The sequence below is a fragment of the Acinetobacter sp. 1000160 genome (assembly GCF_000588715.1).
In the GTDB taxonomy this organism is placed as follows: Bacteria; Pseudomonadota; Gammaproteobacteria; order Pseudomonadales; family Moraxellaceae; genus Acinetobacter; species Acinetobacter courvalinii.
The window spans coordinates 105,372-124,971 of record NZ_JFWP02000010.1 but is presented as its reverse complement, the minus strand read 5'-3'; the positions used below and the strand labels follow the sequence as shown (position 1 = coordinate 124,971).

At 42.5% G+C, this 19,600-nt stretch carries 20 protein-coding genes; 13 read left to right on the top strand and 7 right to left on the bottom strand.

What is annotated here, in order from left to right; translation table 11 throughout:
* The first annotated feature begins 90 nt into the window (after window positions 1–90).
* Entirely contained in the window at window positions 91–1,854 is a 1,764-nt protein-coding gene (locus tag J699_RS02175) for a DKNYY domain-containing protein (protein ID WP_032869817.1), read from the top strand.
* Between the two features lie 79 nt (window positions 1,855–1,933).
* Here the strand turns inward: J699_RS02175 and J699_RS02180 are convergent, their stop codons facing one another.
* Window positions 1,934–2,431, bottom strand: a complete 498-nt coding sequence (locus tag J699_RS02180; RefSeq protein ID WP_032869819.1) for a DUF1289 domain-containing protein — start codon at window positions 2,429–2,431, stop codon at window positions 1,934–1,936.
* A gap of 109 nt (window positions 2,432–2,540) precedes the next feature.
* Here J699_RS02180 and J699_RS02185 point away from each other — a divergent pair, with 109 nt between their 5' ends.
* From J699_RS02185 to J699_RS02195, 3 genes are all read left to right on the top strand, one after another.
* Window positions 2,541–3,473, top strand: a complete 933-nt coding sequence (locus J699_RS02185; RefSeq protein WP_005288517.1) for a rhodanese-related sulfurtransferase — start codon at window positions 2,541–2,543, stop codon at window positions 3,471–3,473.
* Between the two features lie 145 nt (window positions 3,474–3,618).
* Window positions 3,619–4,236, top strand: a complete 618-nt coding sequence (locus J699_RS02190; protein WP_032869822.1) for a DedA family protein — start codon at window positions 3,619–3,621, stop codon at window positions 4,234–4,236.
* A gap of 384 nt (window positions 4,237–4,620) precedes the next feature.
* Complete coding sequence (locus J699_RS02195) at window positions 4,621–5,022, top strand: ABZJ_00895 family protein (protein ID WP_228133448.1); 402 nt, start codon at window positions 4,621–4,623, stop codon at window positions 5,020–5,022.
* A 79-nt stretch (window positions 5,023–5,101) separates the two neighbouring features.
* Here J699_RS02195 and J699_RS02200 read toward each other — a convergent pair whose 3' ends face one another.
* On the bottom strand, window positions 5,102–5,626 hold the full coding sequence (locus J699_RS02200; protein WP_005227080.1) for a YecA family protein: 525 nt from the start codon (window positions 5,624–5,626) through the stop codon (window positions 5,102–5,104).
* 76 nt (window positions 5,627–5,702) lie between these two features.
* On the bottom strand, window positions 5,703–5,909 hold the full coding sequence (locus J699_RS02205) for a PA3496 family putative envelope integrity protein (RefSeq protein WP_004775189.1): 207 nt from the start codon (window positions 5,907–5,909) through the stop codon (window positions 5,703–5,705).
* 347 nt (window positions 5,910–6,256) lie between these two features.
* Between J699_RS02205 and rpoD the strand changes: the two genes are divergently transcribed.
* The 7 genes from rpoD to J699_RS02240 all read left to right on the top strand — a co-directional run bounded on the left by rpoD (window position 6,257) and on the right by J699_RS02240 (window position 14,724).
* Window positions 6,257–8,146: an RNA polymerase sigma factor RpoD gene (rpoD, locus tag J699_RS02210; protein WP_005227079.1), complete on the top strand. Its 1,890-nt coding sequence runs from the start codon at window positions 6,257–6,259 to the stop codon at window positions 8,144–8,146.
* A gap of 130 nt (window positions 8,147–8,276) precedes the next feature.
* Window positions 8,277–8,564 (top strand): YbeD family protein, encoded by a 288-nt coding sequence (locus J699_RS02215; RefSeq protein WP_004775193.1) that lies wholly within the window; start codon window positions 8,277–8,279, stop codon window positions 8,562–8,564.
* A gap of 148 nt (window positions 8,565–8,712) precedes the next feature.
* Complete coding sequence (gene lipB, locus J699_RS02220) at window positions 8,713–9,366, top strand: lipoyl(octanoyl) transferase LipB (RefSeq protein ID WP_032869831.1); 654 nt, start codon at window positions 8,713–8,715, stop codon at window positions 9,364–9,366.
* A gap of 80 nt (window positions 9,367–9,446) precedes the next feature.
* Complete coding sequence (locus J699_RS02225) at window positions 9,447–9,980, top strand: hypothetical protein (RefSeq protein WP_032869833.1); 534 nt, start codon at window positions 9,447–9,449, stop codon at window positions 9,978–9,980.
* Window position 9,981: 1 nt separating this feature from the next.
* Window positions 9,982–11,166, top strand: coding sequence for an iron-containing alcohol dehydrogenase (locus J699_RS02230; RefSeq protein WP_005227076.1), 1,185 nt, complete (start codon window positions 9,982–9,984; stop codon window positions 11,164–11,166).
* 256 nt (window positions 11,167–11,422) lie between these two features.
* Window positions 11,423–12,820: an APC family permease gene (locus tag J699_RS02235; protein WP_032869836.1), complete on the top strand. Its 1,398-nt coding sequence runs from the start codon at window positions 11,423–11,425 to the stop codon at window positions 12,818–12,820.
* A gap of 266 nt (window positions 12,821–13,086) precedes the next feature.
* Window positions 13,087–14,724: a PT dipeptide repeat lipoprotein gene (locus J699_RS02240; RefSeq protein WP_032882970.1), complete on the top strand. Its 1,638-nt coding sequence runs from the start codon at window positions 13,087–13,089 to the stop codon at window positions 14,722–14,724.
* A gap of 76 nt (window positions 14,725–14,800) precedes the next feature.
* Here the strand turns inward: J699_RS02240 and J699_RS02245 are convergent, their stop codons facing one another.
* Complete coding sequence (locus J699_RS02245) at window positions 14,801–15,355, bottom strand: flavodoxin family protein (RefSeq protein WP_032869842.1); 555 nt, start codon at window positions 15,353–15,355, stop codon at window positions 14,801–14,803.
* A gap of 117 nt (window positions 15,356–15,472) precedes the next feature.
* Here J699_RS02245 and J699_RS02250 point away from each other — a divergent pair, with 117 nt between their 5' ends.
* Both J699_RS02250 and J699_RS02255 read left to right on the top strand, forming a co-directional pair.
* Window positions 15,473–15,856: a winged helix-turn-helix transcriptional regulator gene (locus J699_RS02250; RefSeq protein ID WP_032869845.1), complete on the top strand. Its 384-nt coding sequence runs from the start codon at window positions 15,473–15,475 to the stop codon at window positions 15,854–15,856.
* 16 nt (window positions 15,857–15,872) lie between these two features.
* A complete protein-coding gene (locus tag J699_RS02255) occupies window positions 15,873–16,253 on the top strand; it encodes a VOC family protein (RefSeq protein WP_032869847.1) in 381 nt (126 codons plus the stop codon).
* On the opposite strand, the gene J699_RS02260 is transcribed toward J699_RS02255, so the two are convergent.
* The 3 genes from J699_RS02260 to serS form a co-directional block, all read right to left on the bottom strand.
* Window positions 16,254–16,724, bottom strand: coding sequence for a tRNA (cytidine(34)-2'-O)-methyltransferase (locus tag J699_RS02260; RefSeq protein WP_032869849.1), 471 nt, complete (start codon window positions 16,722–16,724; stop codon window positions 16,254–16,256).
* 134 nt (window positions 16,725–16,858) lie between these two features.
* Entirely contained in the window at window positions 16,859–18,235 is a 1,377-nt protein-coding gene (gene cysG / locus J699_RS02265; RefSeq protein WP_032869851.1) for a siroheme synthase CysG, read from the bottom strand.
* 67 nt (window positions 18,236–18,302) lie between these two features.
* Window positions 18,303–19,574 (bottom strand): serine--tRNA ligase, encoded by a 1,272-nt coding sequence (gene serS / locus J699_RS02270; RefSeq protein WP_032869852.1) that lies wholly within the window; start codon window positions 19,572–19,574, stop codon window positions 18,303–18,305.
* Between the last annotated feature and the right edge of the window lie 26 nt (window positions 19,575–19,600).

The following is a 19,600-nucleotide window of genomic DNA, read 5'->3' as shown; positions in this document are numbered from 1 at the left end:
CTTATGCATCCTTTTTTTGTTTTATCCGTTATGCTTGAGAAAAATAACACCTACATACCTTTATATACGTCCCACTAAAACATTGAAGCAATGAACAAAAAGTCCGCTGTTTTATACGAAACAACAATCACAGCATACGAAATAAAGATTCCGTCATTTGTGCTGTTTTTGGCACTGATCATTCTGAGCTGGTTATTTTTGGTTTACTGCTTCTACGATTTTAGCCTTTATTATTTTTATCAAATTCTCCCCTTCTTTGCCCAACTGCTTAATATTGCGTTGATGTTGGGTCTATTGCTACCTGTTCTTTATCTTTATAACCAGCTTTATCAAAAATATTTAAAACAAACGATTACGCTTAAACTCTATCGGCAAGGTCTCGGTCTAGAAAAATCAGCGCAGACTTATTTTTATCCTTGGCAAGATTTAATTCATATTCAACTGCGACAACATCATGCCCAGATCCATAGCTTAAACCTGCTGACCAAAACAGTATCGTATCGGCAATATTTTTATTTCAATTCATGGATGTGGCCTGCTACGTTAACCCAGCAACATTGTGAGTTTTTACCATTCTGGAAAAAACTGGAAGCACTGGCAAAACAACAACAGTTGCAACGTACCAGCAATGCAAGTACCAACAAGAAAACCCATGTTGACATCATTAGCATAATTGCAGATCAACAGGCGCTAGCCTCTTTTCAGAGAAAACAAAGATGGCTTACAGTTGGATTAATCCTTGTTATTTTAGCCAGTTTTAGCCTTTTTATGGGCTGCCTCCTCTGGCATGAATTTAACGATAGCAGCGTTGATTTGCCTCATCAACAAACCCAGTCAATCTCCGGCACCAATTTCGAAACATTCCAGAATCAGGTCTATATTTTTAAACAAGGCCAAGGCACATTTCTACTTCCCGCTGCGAGTGCCAATCAATTTACAGGCTTGGCTTTAAGTCATCTTGCTGATCGTGCAGATGAGCTGTATAGCAATGTTGGCAAAACACCCCAACATGTTTACTGGCAAGACCACATCTTGTCTCAATTAAATCCTGCGCAAACAAGCTATTTAGGCAATGATTTCACCAAAGATGGTCAACAGGTTTACTTTCGCGATATACGTTTAACCAACGCAAATGCTGCTCATTTCTCAGCAATACTACATCCAAGATTCAATACACTTAGCTATTTTTACGCCAAAGATGATCAACAGGTCTACTACAAAACAAAAGCATTAACAGATTTAAATCCGCAACAGAGCCAAGCATTTCCAAATAATAGTCAATATATTCACGATCAACAGGTGGTTTATTATCAAGATAAAAAGCTGGGCAAGTTAAATGCGCAACAGACTCAGATTTTTAGTGGCAGCAACCGTTTTAGTCAGAACCTAAATCTAGCAACAGACGGTCGAACTTTTTATTTAAATGAACACCCACTACCTCATATCGCTGAGCATAAGTTTTGGGGAACAACGCCTGTTGATTTATCACACCTGCAACTCATTGGTAGCCAAAGCAGTGAGCCCTATCCAGGAAATTTCAGTTATATTTTTGCAGATCAGCAAAACATTTATATCTATGATGAGTTTTATCAACGATTAAAAGTGCTCTATCATTTTCCTCAACCCATACAACTACAAGCTCTGGAGGATAGACGCTTTAGTGATGGAAAAAATATGTACATCATCACTGAAAAGATCTACCGATCTAAAGGGCGTTCTTCTGGAACGACGACACATGGTTTTAAAATCAGCTTAATTCGTGAACAAGATCAGCAGATCATGGCACAATATTTTTCCCGTAACCCTAGCGCTCTAAAACTATCCAACCTGTTTCATAACAGGGAGATGAACTAATCTCAAAATATGAACAAGATGGGCTAGATGTCTATCAACAAACCTCATGATCAATAAGATTTTTATAACAAGTGCTTGCTTAAATCTCGTCTTCTTCCAGCTCTAAAGCACGCATTAAAGTATTACTGATGCCATCGGCACGTAACCATGCCAGCTCATAACTCGCTTTTGCCAAGGCCAGTACCCGACGTTCAAACTCATCCCAGATCGGTTTAACCTGAGCATCACGAATCCCAAGCCCACTCTCATGGGCCAAATGTTTATTCTTCTCACACAGCTTTAAAGCATGATACAGCTTACGGCCTGTAGTGGCGCTGTCTAAGACCCGAATTCGCTTATTTTGAATAAAGCCTTCAACATGCTGTACGTTTGCATGCGGCAATAAAGGCACAAGGATCTGATCGAGCTGCGCATCTAAACGCTTCCACACCTTCAAACGCTGCTCGGCCGTATAGGTATTCCACTGAATTACCTCGTGATTAAAGCGACGACAACCACGACAGACCAGATCACCAAATACCGTTGAACAGCGCCCTGCACATGGGGTCAATGATGGAATTCGACGATCATTACTCAAAACCAACTCCTATAAAACCATATTTATTTTATGGTTTTCTCGCTTATTTTCAGATTTCACGCTAAGATATGCGCCTTATTTTCCTATCTTAATACATTTGGAGTTATCCATGAACGCTACTGTAGAACAGCTTGCACCTGTAGAACAGCAAGCGACCAATAATTGGGTTGTTGCGGCACTATATCAATTTAAAGAAGTTTCAGATGCAGCAGGTCTGCAACAACGTCTTTTGGACTTGGTGAATCGCATCAATTTATGTGGAACTCTGATTGTTGCTTCTGAAGGAATTAACGGTACGGTTGCAGGTGACCGCGCTGCCATTGATACAATCCATCAATTTCTTTTGGACGAAGGTTTTAACGCAATGGAATATAAAGAGTCTGAAAGCTCTGAAAAACCATTCCGTAAAATGAAAATTAAGCTCAAAAAAGAAATTGTAACTTTAGGTGTAGAAGTAAAGCCACGTGATTTGGTGGGCCACTATCTTGATCCTAAAGAATGGAACGAGCTGATTAGCCGTGATGACGTTATCCTGATTGATACCCGTAATGATTACGAATATAAAGCAGGTACATTCAAAGGTGCGATTGACCCGAAAACAGAAACATTCCGTGAATTCCCGGAATACGTCAAGCAAAATCTTGAACAGCACAAAGACAAGAAAATTGCGATGTTCTGTACCGGTGGTATCCGTTGTGAAAAATCAACTTCTCTCCTGCTTCAAGAAGGTTTCAATGAGGTCTACCACCTGAAAGGCGGTATTCTTAAATACCTTGAAGAAACACCTGCTGAAGAAAGTATGTGGGAAGGAGAATGCTTTGTATTCGATGGCCGTACTGCGGTAACCCACGGCGTTGAAGAAGGCGAAAATATCAAGTGTCACGCTTGTGGCTGGCCACTGACCAAAGTTGAAGCTGAACTACCAAGTTATGAACATGGTGTGTCTTGTGTTTACTGTATTGATAAAACCAGCGATAAGCAAAAAGCAGGCTTCCGTATGCGCCAGTCACAAATTGCCGCTGCTAAACGCAAGCGTCTGTAAACGACAAAAAAGATTTCTCCAAGCCATAGTTAAACTATGGCTTTTTTATGGGCTTGATAAAATGATGTAACGTTTCACTGCTTGAGCAATCGCCCCGGCACAACTATGCTAAAAACAACAATCAAATGAATTATATAAAGGCGTTATGGGACTGGAACAATGGGTGCTTTCCATCATGGAAAAACTGGGATATTTAGGTATCGCATTTTTAATGTTTCTGGACAATGTTTTTCCGCCTATTCCTTCAGAAATTATTATGCCTTCAGCGGGCTATACCGCCTCAAAAGGTGAACTGACGCTCATCGGTGTCATCATGGCAGGTAGCGCAGGTTCCATACTCGCAGCGATGCTGCTGTACTGGATTGGACGCAAAGTTCCTCAACCTCGTCTGGTCAGGCTTATAGAACGATATGGCAAGTACTTGCGTATTCAGGTTGCCGATTTAGATAAAGCACTAGAGTGGTTCAACAAGCATGGTCACCGCATTGTATTCTTTGGCAGAATGATTCCGGCAGTACGGTCTTTAATCAGTATTCCTGCGGGCATGAGCCGAATGCCGTTTAGTAAATTTATGCTCTACAGTACAGCCGGGACCGTGATCTGGACCAGTTTTTTGGCTTATTTGGGTTTTCACTTCAGTCAGAATCAGGCATTGATGAGTCTGATTATGCAAAGGATCAGCAGCATCATTTTGGTGATTGTGATGGTGTATATTGCATGGTGGGCAGTTAAAAAATTTTATCTCAACAAAGCTAAAAAATAAGTGATTAGCGATAAATTTAAATTAAACTTTCAGTGTTAAAAAAGGCTATTAAAAAATAGTGATATTTTCTGACAAATTTTTCCTCCGCTAATGCTATTCTTACTTTAACTAAATATATTTTCAACTCAATATTATTATTTTCTAAATTGACTACAAAAAATGATGTATCCCAAAAATATTTTTAATTTCACTCATCCCATCAATAATTCTCCTTTGACTCATTACTCGCATTTATAATGATTGCTCATTCTCACGATCATTATTGATACTAAAAAAACAAACAAAATTTTGAATAGAATGTTCTGTATAAAAACCTATATTTTAGATTAATATATCTCTACCTATTCAAGAAATATGGCTAAGCCAAACGAATGAAAAAAATATATCCTGACATTTTCTGCAGCCTATGCGCTGGCAATGATCATTATTGCAATATTAGAAACTTTTTTTAAAGCCCCTTCAGGCTCATCTATTATATGTTTAATATCAGGAGGCAGTTGTGCAGCGGCTTTCTTTGTAAAAGATTATCAACGCATACCAGAACCATCCGAGAAAAAAGCTTTAGTTTGGGGCTGTTTTTTTGCCTCAATCATAATTAGCATTATCGCAACAATAATTAGTATTATGATTTTCCCCGAAACGGCACCTTTTCTAGCAGCTATAGCAGAGTTACCAATATGGATATGGTTATTTGCAATCAGTTTTACAGCCCTGCTTCATTATCTCGTTTTATCATTATCCTTTGGCTGGATGGCAAAACGTTTCGCGAAAGCTAAAACAACATAAATATAAAAAAACGTCCACTTGGGACGTTTTCATATTTCTTTTGCCAGAACAGCTTTTTTAAGCTGCTCTGGATGCACCATTACGCTGGCGTATGATACATCAGGTAAAGTTCATTTAAGTTTTCAGGGATTTCTTCTGCCAACTCATCCATCAATTGGCCATTACGGCGGAAAGATTCCATTTGTGGATCTTCTTCATCGATCCCGCTAAAGACCATGATGGGTAAGGTTAAATCGATCAACTGTTCTTCAAACTCAGGTGCAAACCATGCATCTTCATTCAGGAACATTGCATCGACAAAACCCACACTCCAATCGCCCAAGCTTGACTCGACATCCGCTTCTTCGATTTCAAATGGAAACTCGATTCCATTTTCATTGGCTAAATCCTGACGAATCGATTCCAACCAAAGCTTCACCTGCTCAAGCACTTCTGCAGGAAGTTTTTTGTGGTTACCTTCGAAAAGTTCATCTAACCAACGATCAAATTGTGGACCAACGGCAATTGCACACAAAAAGCCATGAGTCGCTGCAAAATCTAGACCGTATTCGTTTTGATCACCGTCAAGATAATTACTCAATAAGTCTAAATCTAACGTGCTCATTCTTTGTTTAATCCAATTTTAAAAATACATCGGCAACAGCATAACATTTTCGGGCGTGAAGTCTTAGCAATTTCGCTTAGTCTTCGTCGTCAAGGTCATCATCGTCGAAATCATAGTCAAAATCTTTTAATTCTCGTTCTAAACGACGTTGAGCTAAAAGGTCATCAATTAAACGGCGCTTTTCTAATGATTCTTTAGCGCTGATTTTTCCTGATGACTCATCAAAACCAACATCATCTTCACCGTAGTTATCATCATCTAGTTCAAAATCTGTAGAAGACACTAAGTACCTCTAATGAAAAAATGTTAATGGGTCTAGCCGCTATTTATCGGTCTTGGCCCACCTTGTCAAGTTTTATTTGTTTTTTTTACTATAAAACCGTGTTTTGTACTTTTTTTCGGCAGTTTTTTTGTGTATTTATAATCCAAGGACATCAACAATCAAAAAAGTTCTTTAAACAGGAATTACGCTTGAAAAATTATGACTTAACCCCATATTCAATGAACAAACGTGCAATCCATTCTATTTTTTATTTAGAGCAAACGGATCAAATCCAAAACATTCACCGTGAATTGTGCTATCATGCACGGTTTTTCACCGCCACAGATTCAACAAAAGAGTAAGCAAAGATGAGCGATATGAATTCCCCTACTTCGCAAGTAGCGGCTCTGATTAGCCGAGGCAAAGAGCAAGGTTATTTAACTTACGCTGAGGTTAACGATCATCTACCAGACTCAATTACGGAAAGTGAGCAGATTGAAGACATCATCCAGATGCTTCAAGACGTTGGTATTCCAGTGCATGAACGTGCGCCGGAAACTGATGACACCATGTTTGGTGAATCCACCGAAGCTGCTGACGAAGTTGCCGAAGAAGAAGCTGCTGCCGTATTAGCATCGGTTGAAAGTGAGCCTGGTCGTACCACTGACCCTGTACGTATGTATATGCGTGAAATGGGTACCGTTGAACTTCTTACACGTGAAGGCGAAATTAGCATTGCAAAACGCATCGAAGAAGGTATTCGTGACGTTTTACACTCGATTGCTTACTGGCCAAATGCTGTTGAAGTTGTTTTACAAGAATATAATGATTTTTTAACTGGCGAACGCCGTCTTGCCGATATTCTTTCTGGTTATTTAGATCCGGAAACTGATGAAGATATTCCAGAAGTTCTGGAAGAAGCTGAGATTGAAGAAGAAGATGAAGAAAAAGATTCTTCATCTAAAGCCAAAGACGTCAAACTTGATGATGATGACGAAGAAGAAGAATCTGAAGGTGATGATGACTCTGAAGGTGATTCAGGTCCAGACCCAGAGGTTGCTAAAGTTCGTTTCTCGGAATTAGAAGCGGCTTGGAACGAAACAAAAACCGTTGTGGCAAAACATGGCCGTAACAGTGAAGAAGCGAAAGCGGCACTCGAAGCACTTGCTGCTGTGTTCATGATGTTCAAATTTACCCCGCGTCTATTCGAAATCATTTCAGAAATGATTCGTGGTACCCATGAACAAATCCGTTCAAATGAACGTGAAATCATGCGTTATGCAGTGCGTCGTGGCCGTATGGACCGTAACCAGTTCCGTACCACCTTCCCTGAGCAAGAATCAAATCCTGCCTGGTTAGACGAACAGATTGCCAAAGCGCCTGCTGAAACCAAAGCCCATCTGGAAAAAGTACGTCCAGACGTATTGGCATTCCAGCAAAAGATTGCCGATATCGAGAACGACCTTGGCCTAAACGTTAAAGACATCAAAGAGATTTCGAAACGTATGGCAGTTGGCGAAGCCAAAGCACGCCGTGCCAAGAAAGAGATGGTAGAAGCAAACTTACGTCTGGTGATTTCGATTGCGAAAAAATACACCAACCGTGGCTTACAGTTCCTCGATCTTATTCAGGAAGGTAACATCGGTTTGATGAAAGCCGTAGATAAGTTTGAATACCGTCGTGGTTATAAATTCTCGACCTATGCAACCTGGTGGATTCGTCAGGCAATTACCCGTTCGATTGCGGATCAGGCTCGTACCATTCGTATTCCAGTACACATGATTGAGACGATCAACAAGATCAACCGTGTGTCACGTCAGCTTCTTCAGGAAATGGGTCGTGAACCAACGCCAGAAGAGTTAGGTGAACGTCTGGAAATGGATGAAGTCAAAGTTCGTAAAGTTCTTAAAATCGCGAAAGAACCGATTTCGATGGAAACACCGATCGGTGATGATGAAGATTCGCATCTTGGTGACTTCATTGAGGACTCTAACATCACTTCTCCAGTGGATGCAGCGACCTCGGAAGGCTTAAAAGAAGCGACCCGTGAAGTACTTGAAAACCTGACTGAACGTGAAGCCAAAGTATTGAAAATGCGTTTTGGTATCGATATGCCAACCGATCATACTTTGGAAGAAGTCGGTAAACAGTTTGACGTAACACGTGAACGTATTCGTCAGATTGAAGCGAAAGCGTTACGTAAGCTGCGCCACCCTTCTCGCTCAGAACACTTACGTTCATTCCTGGAAAACGACTAATCTTTTGGGACCTCTTGAGTGAGGGTTAAGGCCCTTCCTCAAGACTTGAAGTTCAACACTTCATCCCCATCTATGTATTAGATCAAAAGCGCCTGCACTGATGCAGGCGTTTCAAATTAAGAGGTTGCTCATGTTAGACCGCACTCCTTCTCGTGAATTACAAGAACATCTTTGGGTCTTCCCAATGGACTATCCAATCAAACTGATTGGTAATGCAGGGGATGAACTTCGAGTCGCTGTTGTTGATATTTTGCAGAAGCACTTCCCTGAATTTGATGGCAACTCAGTAAAAGTTCAGCCTTCACGTACAGGTAAATACCACTCTTTAACGGCTCAGCTACGCTTTGAAGAGCTGGAACAAGTTCATGCACTCTATGCTGACCTTGCAGCCTGTCCTCTAATCAAGACAGCGCTTTAATACAGAAATCCAAAATGCGAAAGTATTTTGGATTTTTTTACGTTAAAAATAACAGCCTATCTATGCTTAAACGGCTATTTATCTACTCAAAATCATTCCATAATTAAGCCACTCCCCGATTAAAAGCTGCAAAGGAAATTCTGCTGTAATGAGTGCTGTAAAACCGACCTTAATCATTCGTTGTTTCAATGATCTGCAAGATTACACGACACGTTTTGAAGCCATGAAAGACTTCACAACCCAGCGTGATGAAAACACCCCTGACGAAGTCTGGTTATTACAACATCAGGATGTCCTGACCCAAGGACAAGCAGGTAAGGCAGAACATATCCTGATGCAGAGCAATCTACCGGTCGTTCATACCGATCGTGGCGGTCAGGTCACCTGGCATGGCAAAGGTCAACTGGTGGCCTATTTCCTTCTGGATCTGAATCGCTTGAAGTGGCATGTCCGTCCCTTGGTCAGCTTTGCTGAGAAAGCCATGATCGATCTGCTCAAACAATACAATATTGAAGCTTATGCCAAACCTGATGCACCCGGAGTCTATGTTGATGGACGTAAGATCGGTTCACTGGGCTTTAAGATCCGTCGCGGTCGCAGCTATCATGGACTTGCGCTGAATATCGATTGCGACCTCACCGGCTTTCAAACCATTAACCCATGCGGCTATGCAGGTTTAGAAATGGTACGCTTGCAGGACTTACTGCAAGATTATCCAAGCTTTGAGCAGCTTTGCGGTACGTTCATTAGTTACCTAAAAAATACGGATTTCTTTAATGACCTTGTAGTCATATCTGAATAATTTACTTTTCAATCCAATTAAAATAAATTAGAGTAAATACTCTAAATCAGCAGTGCATAATTTTAACAAGGGACGAGCAAGTGATTTCAACCAAAGCAGTGAAGCCCACTTTGCAATTTGCCTATGTCAAACTCATGATGGACGTTGTGGGTCGTGGCCTCGTAATGGCAAGCCAAGTGGATCGTGAAGTTCAAGAGGAAGTGTCCAAGTTTCCTGTTGGTTTTATCCTTTCAATGAATGTTTTTCCAAATGGACCTGCGTTTGTAGCACGTGTGACCGAAGAAAAACAGTTAGAGCTGTTGTCAAACTATAAAGGCAAGCCTGATTTAACCATTACTTTCAAGCATCTGACCCATGCCTTTCTGGTGTTTTCTTTTCAGGAAAGTACGGCACAGGCCTTTGCCAACGACCGTATGATTGCTGATGGTGATGTCTCCAGCGCCATCCGTCTGGTTCGCTGCCTGAATAAAATGGAAGCCTTGATCCTACCAAAACTGATTGCTTCACTGGCAGTCAAACGCTACCCTGCTGAATTGACATTAAAACAAAAATTCACAGGTGCAAAAAATATCTATCTTAAAGTCGCAAAATCATATCTGAAACGGAGCGCATAACATGGCTAAGCCTTATTACGAGTTTTTCTGTCCTGTAAAAGTCATTGCTGGTAACGCTGCGTTAGAGCACATTCCTTTTGAACTTGCGACTTTAGGTGCAAAACGTCCAATGATCATTACCGACAAAGGCGTACGTGCCAATGGTTTACTCAGCCCAATCGAGGCTGCTTTTAGCACCACAGATGCGGTGATTGGTGCAATCTTTGATGATGTACCACCCGATTCAAGCTTAGAAGTGGTTCGCTTAGCAGCAGAACTGTATCGCAAGCAAAAATGTGATGCGATCATTGCGATTGGAGGTGGCTCAGTTATCGATACCTCTAAGGCAACCAACATCCTGGTCTCTGAAGGTGGCGATGACCTGCTGCAATATTCAGGTGCACACAACCTGCCTAAACCATTAAAACCTTTCTTCGTGATTCCAACCACCTCAGGTACCGGTTCAGAAGCGACCATGGTGGCAGTAGTTTCGGATACGCAACGCAATGTAAAACTGGCTTTTGCTTCTTATTATCTGATGCCACATGCAGCGATTCTCGATCCACGCATGACCCAGACCTTGCCACCACATTTAACCGCCATGACGGGTATGGATGCATTGACGCACTGTGTTGAAGCATATACCTGTCTGGCAGCCAATCCATTGAGTGATGCCTATGCCAGTGCCGGCATTAAAAAGATCAGTGAAAATCTGTTCAAAGTTTTGGATAACCCAAGCGATGCTCAAGGTCGTCTCGAGCTTGCTCAGGCATCTACCATGGCCGGGATCGCTTTCTCGAATTCAATGGTTGGTCTGGTTCATTCACTCGGTCATGCGCTGGGCGCAGTCGCTCACCTGCCCCACGGCCTATGCATGAACCTGTTCTTGCCATATGTGCTTGAATATAACAAAGAAATTAATGGCGACAAGATTGGTGAACTATTACTGCCACTTGCAGGCGCCGATATTTATGCGCAAACGCCAGCAAGTTTACGTGCCGACAAAGCCATTGCCACTGTGCTTGCAATGCGCGACCGCCTATTTAGCCTGACCAAGCTTCCACGTACCTTGCGCGAAACAGGTAAAATCACTGAAGCGCAACTGGATGAAGTGGCCGAAAAGGCGTTAAATGATGGTTCTATCATCTACAATCCTAAAGAAGCTAACCTGCAAGATATCCGTGCAATCTTGCAAAAAGCATGGTAATTCATTGAATTAATTAATTTTAAACAAAATAAGGCCTCATCATTGAGGCTTTATTTTATTTTGGTGAATCTATATTCATCTTTTTGTTTACCCTTTTGGCAAAAAAGTTGCTAAAAAAATTGTAAAAGTACTGCCAATTTATAGCGTTTTACGATAGATTGGCGCACTTCGTTTTTTCTGTAGGGGGGATCATTTCGTCTCAAATGATCCTTAAACCATAGCTGATCCTTGATCAACGATTATGAGGATAACGCCGTTGACAAATATCTCTGGGACTCCATCGGTAGCTAAGCTGCAAAAGACACTTGGTCTTTGGCATATTATTATTATTGGTTTAGCTTACATCCAACCCATGACGTTGTTTGACACTTTCGGACTGGTTTCCGAAGAAAGTCATCACCATGTTCCAACCTCTTATATTGTTGCCCTGATTGCAATCTTATTTACTTCAATCAGTTATGGTCACATGATCCGTCGATACCCTTCATCAGGATCGGCTTATACCTATGCACAAAAATCAATTCATCCCAATGTAGGTTTCATGGTGGGTTGGTCATCCTGGCTGGATTATTTACTCTCGCCGATGGTCAATATTATCTTGGCGGTGATTTATCTGGAAGCCTTGTTCCCAACAGTAAATCACTGGGTCTGGGTGGTTGTCCTCACAGCATTCATGACAGGGATCAACTTGCGTGGTGCCCGTTTTGTTGCCAACTTCAATAGCTGGATTGTACTGGTGCAGCTGATTGTGATTGGTACCTTTACCCATCTGGTTTATGACAAATTACAGATGGGGATTAATGCAGACGGCGCGATTACGGCTGAAACCCGCTATCAGTTGTGGAGTCTGGAACCGTTCTGGAATGAACTCACCTCAGTGGGTGCATTAATCACAGGTGCGACCCTGCTCTGCTTCTCATTTACAGGTTTTGACTCACTCAGCTCTTTGGCAGAAGAAACCAAAGATACAGAAAAGACCTTACCGAAAGCGATTTTCCTGACGGCATTATTTGCTGGTGTTATTTTCATTATTAGCACCTACTTTATGCAGATTTACTTCCCGAATGATCCTAAGTCGTATTTCACCAATATTGCTGAAACTCAACCCGAGATTCTGCTTTTGGTCGGCGGTTCATTATTCCAGTCTTACGTACTTGCTTTTGCCATTGTAACGGTTATGGCTTCCGGGATTTCTGCACATGCAGGCGTTTCTCGCCTGATGTACGTGATGGGTCGTGATGGCGTAATCAATAAGAAGATTTTCGGTCATATCAGTCCAAAAACCTTTACCCCGTCGTATAACATTATCATTGTCGGTTTAGTCGCATTGACTGCGGGCTTTATGGATCTGGATATTGTTATTTCGATGATTAGCTTTGGTGCACTGACAGCATTTACCTTTGTAAACCTGTCTGTGATTTCTCGATATGCCTTACGAGATGGCCGAACTAAAAACCTGAAAGACATAATCAGCTTTGTGATTATTCCTTTGCTCGGCTTTATCAGCATCTTTGCGATGTGGCTTGAAATTGAAGAATCGGCATTGAAGTTCGGTTTATGGTGGGCCATGTTTGGTATTTTATACTTGGGTTATAAAACCAAGGGCTTTAAATACAACGCACCACAACATAATGAATTTGATGATAAACATTAATTCTCATCACATTTAAATAAAAAAGGCGCTTAATGCGTCTTTTTTATTATCGCTATATTCCTATACATTTATTGACCATCAATTTAAGCCTGCCCAACTGGCTTTACTTATTCCATTCTCTACATTTAAAACCTATTTAATTATCTAATTAGGCATTTTGTTTATTTCCCTTTGATAGCTGGATTATGATTAAAAAAATTTAATAACAGTGAAAAATTAAAAGCAGATGTTTTTTTACACGCCACAAAAACAAAGGATGCAAAACAATGAAAAATATCATCAAAGGCAGTGGAATTGCAGTTCTTTCAGTCGCACTCAGCGCCTGTTGGTTTGACTCTGGTAGCGGCGGAGGCTCGAACTCGTCTGAACCAACACCTACTCCTACACCAACACCTCCCCCGACTCCAACGCCTACTCCGACACCAACGCCTACTCCAACACCGACACCTACGCCGACTCCAACACCTACGCCGACTCCAACACCTACTCCAACACCTACTCCAACGCCAACGCCTACGCCTACGCCTACGCCTACGCCTACGCCAGTATCGCAAACCTTTGCAGGAACTTGGGAATCTCCATACTGCTATCCTGCACCCAATAATTTCCGCTTACTGATCGAAAACCATGTAGACTCAAATAATTCATTTGATCTTATTGCTGATGGAGAACGCTATCAGGAAGCAAAATGCTCAGGAGAGATTTTCGGTGATTTTGAACATGATGGAGTTCAAAGGGGGCTAGTGTATTACAATATTGGCAACGCGCAACGCAGTAACAAAACCACTTATTATTTTGCTCGAGTAAAGCGTTATGGCGATGATGATAAGGATTCTGAGGCAGCCGTGTTGGCCTTTAAGGATGCCAATACCCTTTGTATGCTGGGTGGTAACGAAACTGATGGAGCCAAGATAGATCAGACTGTTCAAACAATGGATCCAACCTTTGCATGTTGGAAAAAATCTTCACTGAAACGTTTCCAAAGCCTGAAAGCCAATCCATTTGTCACCACCAGTAGCTATGCATTTAAAGATCTGGAACCGACACAAGTACGACTCAAAAATCAACTGGATGCTCAGGCCAATGCTGGATTTAGATTGGTAGATGTCCGTATTGATACCAATGTCACCTCTGACACGGCCTCATCTTTACTCAGCACAGACGAAATGAGAATGCGTAATCTGTATATCAAAGATAACGCAGCAAAAGCAGCCAAATGGCAGTATCAACTCACCACGGCCAATACGACAGGCACTTCAACTGAAAGATATAGACTGTTCAAAGCTGAATTCACGGCTCAAGCCAGTCAAGGCTTCCATTACCGCACACAATATAAGCTTGATAAGGATAAGGGCACATTTAATATTTACGAAAAACGTGTGGGCGATACCAGTGTCTATACAGTTAACGAAAAGGTGGTTAACCGAGATATTGTGACTGCTGCAACATGGGCAACACATGCTAATGAACTTGGTAAAACAGGTTGTCGTATAGAAATGGCCACCTCTTTTAATCTTCAGCAATATTCTTTCCTGTGTACCAATAGCAATCTACACAATGGGACTTATGACTACCGTTGGATTCCAATCACTAACACCACCAAGGCAGCGGAGATTCAAAAGATTCTGGATCAACAATTTGCAGCAGGTTATGTCTACCGTTTTACTTCTAGAGAGGGCGACGATCGGGTTGGCTTAGTTCTGGAAAAAGACAGCAGCAATGCCAATCCAGCTAAAGTGGTCTACAAGGTATTTGATGGCAGTATAGTAGATGACCGTGAACCAGGTGCAAGCGTTTATCTGTATGCACAGCGCCTGATTGGTCAGTCTTCGCTAGGCTGGAATTTATGGGGTACTGGAACTACCAGTAATTTAACTATTTATGCCAATCGTGCTAAGGAATAATTCATCCATTAGCAATAATCAGTAACACAGTAAAAGACCGCCTTACGTTGGCGGTCTTTTTTATTAACTTAAAATCTTAACCATGCAATTTTTCAACGATTGCTTTTACACGTTGAGCGTAAAACTTCGCAGTCTCTAAATCGCCTGTTGGAATCTCATCTACACTGGCATCTGACGGTGACTGAACCAGCAGACCAACTGAACCACCCAGATTATTAATATCTTCACGTTTGGCCGCTTTGGTATTGGCAGGTAATAAACCCAAGCTCACCCAAATACCACCATGTTGTGACGCTAAGGTTTGCAATTGAATCAAGGTCACTTGCTTGTCACCATTTAGACTCGCACTATTGGTAAAGCCCGCAAACACCTTATCCTGCCAGCCGCGGGTAAACCAGATTTTAGAAGAAGCATCGGCAAATTTCTTAAACTGCCACGGTGTTGCTGCCATATAGGTGGGCGCACCAAACACTATACCTTGCGCATTATTGAGGGTTTGCCAGTCTTGTTCAGTAATCTCGCCATTCTGATCAATTTCAATCAAAGCCGCATCAATTGCACCCGCAAAAGTTTCAGCAACTACTTTGGTATGACCATAGCCAGAGAAGTATACAACCGCAATTTGTGTCATGAGAGTATCCAAAATTTTTCAAAAGTTCGATTTAATGATATATTTTAGAAACTAGGTGTCAATTAGTTACCAATTGGTAACTACTGACATTCAATCGAGAAAATGAGGGTTATCGCTATGAATCAGGCATTAAAATACGATATTTATCAACAACATTGCCCTGCCCGTTTATTTTTCGAAAAAATTGCAGACAAATGGGTACTGATGATCATCAATGTGCTGGCACGAGACACCCAACATTTCAATCTATTGAAAAAAAGCATTCAGGGTATTTCACCCAAGGTCTTGTCACAAAAGCTAAAAATGCTGGAACGAGATGGCTTTATTCAGCGTCAGGTGCAGAATACCGCCCCGATTCGAGTGGATTATTCACTTACCCCACTCGGTCTGGAAGTGGCAGAAATGGCGTATCAACTCAAAGACTGGGCTGAGAGTAATATCGAAAACGTTATTTTTGCTCAACAGCGTTTTGATGCGATACAGCAACAAGAAATCCAATAAAAATGAGGGACAGGCGATGATTGCACAACCTTTAATTGCAGTGAGCGATGTCGAGAAAACCAGCCAGTGGTATCAGGCAATGCTTGGCCTGGAAAGCGGCCATGGCGGTAAAGAATATGAGCAGTTGTTATTTGAGAAAAGAATGGTGCTGCAACTGCACCAATGGCAAGCGCATGAACATCCACATATCGGAGATCCGAAACGAGTGATTGGTAACGGCGTGTTATTGTGGTTTGAAAGCAGTCGATTTGATGAGATTGTGCAAAAATTACAAACCCATCAAGTCGAAATTCTGGAAGGCCCTAAATACAATCCCAATGCGCATCATCGGGAGATCTGGTTTAGAGACCTCAATGGATATACGCTGGTTGTGGCAAGCCCATATGGCGATCTTTGATTAGAGTTGTTTAAAGCCTTGTTGTCGCCATGCTTCATAGACAATGACAGCGGTCGCATTGGAAAGATTCAAGCTTCTTGAGTTTTCCGCCATTGGCAAACGAATCCACTGCTCTTGTGGAAACATCATACGTACCTGCTCAGGCAGGCCACGGGTTTCAGGCCCCATCAACAAGGCCACAGGACGATTCAGGTCCACCGTATGCGGTGTTGCTGTACCTTTAGTTGTGAGTGGAAAAACGTGCTCAACCCCTTTGACTTTTAAGTCAGCGAGGCACAGCTCAATATTGTCCCAAATTTGCATTCTTGCCCACTCGTGGTAGTCCAATCCTGCACGTTTTAACTTTTTATCATCCAGCTCAAAACCCAAAGGTTTTACCAAATGTAGCTGCGCACCGGTATTGGCACATAGACGAATGATATTACCTGTATTCGCTGGAATCTCAGGCTCGTATAGGACGACATGAATCACTTAATTACTCACTTATAGATATATTGGCTAGCTTGGTACAGAACCTAATTTACTAAAAAAATATAGCCACTAGCTTCACTCAGGCATAGCCTTCGCCTTGCGTTCGGGCAGCGATAATCAATCGCTGCTTATCCTCACTCATGCCATTTTAACTGTTCACGTAAACTGACCACTTCACCAATAATGGTTAAAGTCGGTGCTACGATCTGATTGTCAGATACTTTGGTTGCGATATCCGCCAAAGTACCCACCACCACTTTTTGCTCCGGCGTGGTGCCTTTGGAAATCAAGGCCACTGGCATGCTTGGACGCTGACCATGTGCAATTAATTGCTCGCAAATACGTTCCAGACCGACCAGGCCCATATATAGCACCAAGGTCTGGTTTTCATAGACCAGTTCATTCCACGGCAGCTCAGGTGAGCCTTCTTTTAAATGTCCTGTCAGGAAACGTACACTTTGCGCATAATCACGATGGGTCAGTGGAATACCGGCATAAGCGGAACAGCCGGAAGCTGCGGTAATGCCCGGCACGACCTGAAAAGTGACATTGGCTTCGACCAGTTCCTGAATTTCTTCACCACCACGACCAAAGATAAACGGATCGCCACCTTTTAAGCGACAAACACGTTTACCTTGTTGCGCATATTCCACCAGTAAGGCATTGATGCCATCTTGTGGAACCGAATGGTTAGAACGCGCTTTACCGACATAAATCTTTTCAGCGTCACGGCGGCACAAGTCCAGAATCGGCGCAGAGACCAGACGGTCGTAAATCACCACATCTGCTTGTTGCATCAGGCGTAATGCCTTTAAGGTCAGCAGTTCTGGATCGCCTGGTCCTGCCCCAACCAGATAAACCTCACCTTTCGGTGCGGTCCATTCTGTTAAAGCCTGCTCAATCAGATCATTGGCTACAGCAATATTGTCATTGAAAACCTGTTCTTTCAACGGACTGGCATACAGGTTTTCCCAGAAGATACGACGCTCATCTGGATTGGCAATTTTGGCTTTGACTTGCTTGCGCCATTGCCCCGAAAACTCAGCCAGTTTGCCCATGCCATGCGGCACAATGGTTTCGATCTGCGTGCGTAACTGTCTGGATAAAACCGGGGATGCACCATTGGAAGCGACCGAAATCACCAAGGGTGAACGATCAATAATCGCAGGTACCATAAAACGGCAATGCGGAATATCATCGACACTATTCACCAGCAGATTACGCTGTTCACACTGTTCAAATACTGCTTTATTGACATCAGGCTGATCTGTCGCTGCAATCACCAAGCGATACGGCGTAGCCAGAACAGTTTCAGAAAAAGATGCCTGATGATACTGTCCGCTTGATTGTTCAACCAGCTGGCGTAATTCAGGCAGGATATCAGGTGCAATCACATCGACAATTGCACCTGCCTTGACCAGTAAATTTGCTTTGCGGTAGGCAATATGCCCACCACCCACAATCAGACAACGTTGCTGTTGCAACTTTAAAGAGATTGGGAAAATTTCCACGTCACGCCTCTATATTTTCAATCTGATTGAGCTCAAGCAAAAACTATGCACAAATTCGATGCAATGTTTAGTCGATGTAGCTAACACCGCCCATATATGGACGTAATACTTCTGGAATCTCGATTGAACCGTCTGCGCGTTGATAGTTTTCCATCACTGCAAGCAAGGTACGACCAACTGCCAGACCTGAACCGTTCAAGGTATGCACCAATTCAATCTTCTTCTGATCCACACGGTAGCGCGCTTTCATACGGCGTGCCTGGAAATCGCCCATATTTGAGCAGCTTGAAATTTCACGATAGGTATTCTGACTCGGCACCCAGACTTCTAGGTCATAAGTTTTAACCGCACCAAAGCCCATATCACCACCACAGAGCAGAATCTTGCGATATGGCAGACCAAGAGCCTGCAAAATGCCTTCTGCATGTGCAGTCAACTCTTCAAGCGCCTGCATAGAGTGCTCTGGTTTAACGATTTGCACCATTTCAACCTTGTCGAACTGGTGTTGACGAATCAAACCACGGGTATCACGACCATAAGAACCTGCTTCACTACGGAAGCATGGGGTATGGGCAGAATATTTCAGCGGTAAACGATCCGCATCAATAATTTCGTCACGCACGAAGTTGGTCACTGGCACTTCAGCGGTTGGGATCAGGTAATACTCTTTTTCACCTTGTAGCTTGAACAGGTCTTCTTCAAACTTAGGAAGTTGGCCTGTACCACGCAAGCTGTCTGCATTGACCAAATATGGTACATAAGCTTCGGTATAACCATTTTTAAGGGTATGGGTATCCAGCATGAACTGGGTTAACGCACGTTGTAAACGCGCCAAAGGCCCTTTCAAGACGCTGAAACGTGAACCTGTCAGTTTGGTCGCTGTTTCAAACTCCAGACCACCCATCATTTCACCCAAGTCAGTATGATCTTTGATTTCAAAATCAAACTGGCGTGGTGTGCCCCATTTCAGGATTTCAAGGTTATCGCTTTCATCTTTACCAAAGGGAACCGACTCATCTGGCAAGTTTGGAATGGCGAGAGATTTTTGCTCTAGCTCAGCTTGTAACTCAGCCAAAGCCACTTCAGCGGCTTTGATTTCATCCCCGATAGCTGCCATACGCGCCATGATTTCGGAAGCATCCCCACCCGATTTTTTAATTTGACCGACTTGTTTAGCACCAGCATTACGCTCTGCTTGTAAGTTTTCAGCTTTGGATTGCAAATCTTTACGGCGAGCTTCTAAATCAGCCCACTCTTGTACATTTAACTGAATACCACGTTTTGCCAAAGCAGCATTCACTGCTTCAATATTATTTCTGAGTAACTTTGGGTCGATCATAATCAATCATGAATAGAGGAAAAAAC

What these genes read in the sequence shown, in the direction of transcription:
- J699_RS02175 (WP_032869817.1), top strand. Translation starts at nt 91, where the DNA reads ATGAACAAAAAGTCCGCTGTTTTATACGAAACAACAATCACAGCATAC.
- J699_RS02185 (WP_005288517.1), top strand. Translation starts at nt 2,541, where the DNA reads ATGAACGCTACTGTAGAACAGCTTGCACCTGTAGAACAGCAAGCGACC.
- J699_RS02190 (WP_032869822.1), top strand. Translation starts at nt 3,619, where the DNA reads ATGGGACTGGAACAATGGGTGCTTTCCATCATGGAAAAACTGGGATAT.
- J699_RS02200 (WP_005227080.1), bottom strand. Translation starts at nt 5,626, where the DNA reads ATGAGCACGTTAGATTTAGACTTATTGAGTAATTATCTTGACGGTGAT.
- rpoD (WP_005227079.1), top strand. Translation starts at nt 6,257, where the DNA reads ATGAGCGATATGAATTCCCCTACTTCGCAAGTAGCGGCTCTGATTAGC.
- J699_RS02215 (WP_004775193.1), top strand. Translation starts at nt 8,277, where the DNA reads ATGTTAGACCGCACTCCTTCTCGTGAATTACAAGAACATCTTTGGGTC.
- lipB (WP_032869831.1), top strand. Translation starts at nt 8,713, where the DNA reads ATGAGTGCTGTAAAACCGACCTTAATCATTCGTTGTTTCAATGATCTG.
- J699_RS02230 (WP_005227076.1), top strand. Translation starts at nt 9,982, where the DNA reads ATGGCTAAGCCTTATTACGAGTTTTTCTGTCCTGTAAAAGTCATTGCT.
- J699_RS02240 (WP_032882970.1), top strand. Translation starts at nt 13,087, where the DNA reads ATGAAAAATATCATCAAAGGCAGTGGAATTGCAGTTCTTTCAGTCGCA.
- J699_RS02245 (WP_032869842.1), bottom strand. Translation starts at nt 15,355, where the DNA reads ATGACACAAATTGCGGTTGTATACTTCTCTGGCTATGGTCATACCAAA.
- J699_RS02250 (WP_032869845.1), top strand. Translation starts at nt 15,473, where the DNA reads ATGAATCAGGCATTAAAATACGATATTTATCAACAACATTGCCCTGCC.
- J699_RS02255 (WP_032869847.1), top strand. Translation starts at nt 15,873, where the DNA reads ATGATTGCACAACCTTTAATTGCAGTGAGCGATGTCGAGAAAACCAGC.
- serS (WP_032869852.1), bottom strand. Translation starts at nt 19,574, where the DNA reads ATGATCGACCCAAAGTTACTCAGAAATAATATTGAAGCAGTGAATGCT.